Genomic DNA, 4,117 nt, shown 5'->3' with positions numbered 1-4,117 from the left:
ATTAGGCACGCCGCCAGCGTTCGTCCTGAGCCAGGATCAAACTCTCCAAATTGGTGTTTGACTTGCTCATAACTTTTATCGCTATATTTGCTCATCCCGAAGGATTTGCAAGGCAGTTATTACTCGTTGTTCAGTTTTCAAAGAGCAATCTTTTATTTCGTTTGTTTCTCTCGCCGTCCGCGTGTATCTCTCGGCCGGAATTAGAATATACCATGCATGCATATATGATTGCAAGTCTTTTTTGAAATTATTTTATTATATTTATGATTTCACTATATAAATGCCATTTAATACGTCTATAACGCCTGTAAAACACTACATCTAAGCGTTTTAATATTTAATTTCGTTAATATAAATGAACAAACATATTATTAGTTATTTATTTTCGAGCTCAATGTTAGCCTAGTTAACTATGTGTAATTAACAAATGGATTTCAAATACGATTGCTTTTTAAAATGAATTATAACTGTGCAAAGTCCTTAAATTTAAAAAGCCATTAGTAGTTCCTCTTTATCTATTAAGATCACCTACGTAACCTGTTCTTTATTTACAATCAGAATTAATCCTTGCTTTGCATCCTCCACGAATGTTCATTCTATTCTAGGCCAAGACGATCCGTTTTCAACATTCACAATAGTTGCTGAACTATCCAGCATAAGCATCTCCCCGACCTATTCGTATGTGTAGGAAATAAAATGAACCTATCACGCCTATGAAAGGATAGGGTTTCAATTTGAAACAAATCAAAATTAGTATAGTAGAAAACTACTCCCACTAATTACAGATAGCCTATTTCGGCGTGCTTATATCACCACCACAACAAACATGTCTCGCTACAAAATAGCGTATCTTAATAATCTAGGAGGCGTCCATTATCATGCCATTGACCGTACATTTTATTATCCTTAGTGTTTGCAATGAATTTGTCTAATCTACTATTAAATAATTCCGGCTGGTTTTTATTACTTTGTATCGTGTCGATCCGAACTCTTTTATAAAGAGCTGGAAATGCCAAAAAATTCTCAAATACCTGTCTCTCCTCTTTGAGCCTTTGCTCTATATCCTTATCTATTTTAAAAGAATCGTAATCCATATCGGGAAGTACCTTTCTTCCTTCATCTCTCATTAACCCCAACTTTTCAAGGCGGCGGACACGTTCTTTATTCAATTCAGTCCATGAACTCTTTTTGCTTCTAGGCGATAGTCTCTGCGCCATTTGAGCTTCGGCTATTTTCTTTTTCACTCCATCTATCCATCCAAAGCACAAAGATTCTTCGACTGCGTCCAAATACAGCAGCGTATCTGGGTTTGGCGTCATGCTAACTGCTACCCAGCAAGATTTTTTAATATTTCCATTTTCCTGCAGCCAAATCCTCAAATCTTCTCTCGATTTTACTGTAATTAGATTTTCAATTTCCATAGATAAAATTCAAGCTCCTTCTAATTTATAGTGTGAAATTAAATTCAGTATACAACCTATGACCCAAGTCGAACTTGATACTATCTAAGGGTAAAATGATACTTATCTCAACAAGCAATGGTGACTTATTTCTTCCATAAAATCGAAGTAAAAAAGTCGACTCTCCTATTTTTAGAAGTATCGACCTTTTTAGTATAATTTGATTTAATTCGAAACAATATCCATTGTACTCACCAAATTTTCAAAACAATGTTCCAGTGATTAAACGGATTCCGCAGCTTCCTGATACCAAAAAAATGCATAGTCGTTCATGACGGATACGTGGCCTAGTTGACGCAGCATTGTAGATATATTTCCTCTGTGGTAGGTCCCATGATTGGCCACTTGCAGTACAATTTCCGATAAGCGTGTTTGGCGAATTCCGGCAAATGGGTTATCAAGCAAAACGGTTTGCTCCAAATCAGCTTCGCTTTGGAACCATTCTCTGTATTGTTCCGATAACTGCGCGAAGTTTTTTTCGTATTCATCTACAGAATGCAGGATACTCACATTTAGCGACATACATTCTTGAAATGCCTCTCGCATACCAGTGCCTGTTAAAACCTTGTACCACATCGTATCCACTGCATAGATATGACTAAGGGCATGGGCAAGGGTAGGAAATGAGCTGTTTACTTCTTGACTTAGCACAGAGGCCGGGAGTTCTTTGATTCTCCCCATGATCGTTTGGTTGGCCCATGTGTGGTATTGAAACATTTCTACTGGATAATTGGACATTTGTTAATTCTCCTTTTGATTTCTAATAAATTGATTTTGGTTCTGTAGTTATAATAATAAAAGAAGTATGACAACAGACTGTCATACTTCTTCATAAAGTTTGAGTGTATTTTGAAGCTGTTCTTTTAAAATCCTTCGCAGTGCATAAGGTTCGAGCACCTCGGCGCCACTGCCAAAGCTCAGAAGAATGGACCATAGCCATCTTGCTTCTAGTGGTTTATAAACTGGAATTCGTATCGTTGCATTTCCATCGGCATGAAATTGCATATCCGCTTGGTGAAACTGATCCATAGCTATCGCTAAAGCCTCCGGTCCCACTTGAATCACAACATCTTTCAAAAGATCGCACCATTCCTTGTTTGTGAAAGTAAGCTCTTTCGACACTAAGTGATGCTGCTGAAAGTCTTCCTGCGTCAACACTAAGTTCATTATTCGTGATAATCGGAACTCCCGATAGTCACAACGCGTTCGACAAAAGCCATAAACGTACCAATTGCCATATTTGAAATGAAGCTGTATGGGTTCCATATCACGGGAAGTACGATCATTATTTGCATTAATATAATCAAAACGGACGATTTTTCGCTCCGTAATGCCCGTACGTAAATGTTGAAGCGCGTCCGGCCCTGACCGGCGGGTTTCTAAGTCGACAGATACAGTGGGGATCTGTTGCTCGGGTCCGATTGTTTGTAGTCGTTCAATGGTACCCTGAGCACGCTCATCTTTAAACACGCTGGAGAGGCTGCTGAGCACGGTGATCAGGGAATCCACATCGTAAGAACCGAGTAAACTTTTATCCATTTTGTATCCGTCCATTATGCCGTATCCGCCATTCATTCCCTGATACGATATGACAGGGAAGCCCGCAGCGCAGATCACATCGATATCCCGATAAATAGTTCTTTGGGAAACTTGATACTCTTCAGCCAGCATAGAAGCAGACAAAACTTCGTTATTCAGGAGCTTGTAGATTATGGAGATCAATCGCTCCAATTTCATATTTATCCCCGCCCGTTAATCGATATCGTATTATGCTTAATATTATATCACAGATTTTTTATTACTAATTTTTAGGGATAACCTGCTTGATGTATCGTAGATACATGAATTGGATTGAACGATCGGGGTATTTAGATTGGCATAAAACCGTAGAACCCACGTTAGAAAGCATCTCCTATCGAACCTAGACGTGCAGTCATAATGGAAGGAGTTCTCTTGAAGAACAAACATCACTACTGTAAACGCACCGATGTCTAGCTGGTCGTGTGTGCGCCAGAGGCACCGAGACTAGCACATTTTAAATAGTGTTATAGTCAAAAAAAGCTACTAGCATTCATTCGAACATCTACCCTATATTATTGAATGAATTTCCGCAACATTACGATCTGACATATTAGTAATACCTAGACAAACAGCTGTCTAAGCGTTCGCCTTTTCAATGAGTTCACTTGCAGTCGAATCACAGTACAATTATAGAGCAGCCCTCTTCTTTTTTAAGGCGTGTCTATTTGGCTCTTAACATCCCGTACCTTCGTCTCTTCTTAGATTCCAGATATTAGAATGATAATACTTGTCTGCAGAGGGTTAAAAAGCTTGGGGGAGGCGTAGAGGAATTTTTTACGTAATCGCAGTGATAACAATGTAGCCTTTATTTTGTTTTACCAATATGAGATTACCAATTTGATCAATATTACTCAAAAACATCTCATTTGAGTATCATTTCCTACTTTTAAACAACAAAAGAAGCCTTGCTAAGCAAGACTTCTTTGCCGTACTATGATGCGCGTAGAGGGACTTGAACCCCCACGGTTGCCCGCTAGATCCTAAGTCTAGTGCGTCTGCCAATTCCGCCATACGCGCGCATCCGAGATTAAAAAATGGTGAGTCATGTAGGATTCGAACCTACGACACCCTGATTA

At 39.0% G+C, this 4,117-nt stretch carries 3 protein-coding genes and 1 tRNA gene; all 4 read right to left on the bottom strand.

From position 1 onward, the window contains the following. Positions 1-851: 851 nt before the first annotated feature. The 4 genes from AB4Z45_RS32725 to AB4Z45_RS32710 all read right to left on the bottom strand — a co-directional run bounded on the left by AB4Z45_RS32725 (position 852) and on the right by AB4Z45_RS32710 (position 4,058). Positions 852-1,421 (bottom strand): YdeI/OmpD-associated family protein, encoded by a 570-nt coding sequence (locus AB4Z45_RS32725; RefSeq protein WP_441913810.1) that lies wholly within the window; start codon positions 1,419-1,421, stop codon positions 852-854. Between the two features lie 261 nt (positions 1,422-1,682). Continuing rightward, positions 1,683-2,198 carry a DinB family protein gene (locus AB4Z45_RS32720; protein ID WP_441913809.1) on the bottom strand — a complete coding sequence of 172 codons (516 nt, stop codon included), beginning with the start codon at positions 2,196-2,198 and terminating at the stop codon, positions 1,683-1,685. Between the two features lie 81 nt (positions 2,199-2,279). Continuing rightward, on the bottom strand, positions 2,280-3,197 hold the full coding sequence (locus AB4Z45_RS32715) for a helix-turn-helix transcriptional regulator (protein ID WP_441913808.1): 918 nt from the start codon (positions 3,195-3,197) through the stop codon (positions 2,280-2,282). 781 nt (positions 3,198-3,978) lie between these two features. After that, positions 3,979-4,058: transfer RNA gene (locus AB4Z45_RS32710), tRNA-Leu, on the bottom strand. Positions 4,059-4,117 lie beyond the last annotated feature (59 nt).

The sequence above is a fragment of the Paenibacillus sp. MCAF9 genome (assembly GCF_052114265.1).
Classification (GTDB): domain Bacteria; phylum Bacillota; class Bacilli; order Paenibacillales; family Paenibacillaceae; genus Pristimantibacillus.
This window is presented reverse-complemented; position numbering and strand designations above follow the sequence as displayed.

Coding starts and splice junctions, on each gene's coding strand:
- AB4Z45_RS32725 (WP_441913810.1), bottom strand. CDS start 1,421: ATGGAAATTGAAAATCTAATTACAGTAAAATCGAGAGAAGATTTGAGG.
- AB4Z45_RS32715 (WP_441913808.1), bottom strand. CDS start 3,197: ATGAAATTGGAGCGATTGATCTCCATAATCTACAAGCTCCTGAATAAC.
- AB4Z45_RS32720 (WP_441913809.1), bottom strand. CDS start 2,198: ATGTCCAATTATCCAGTAGAAATGTTTCAATACCACACATGGGCCAAC.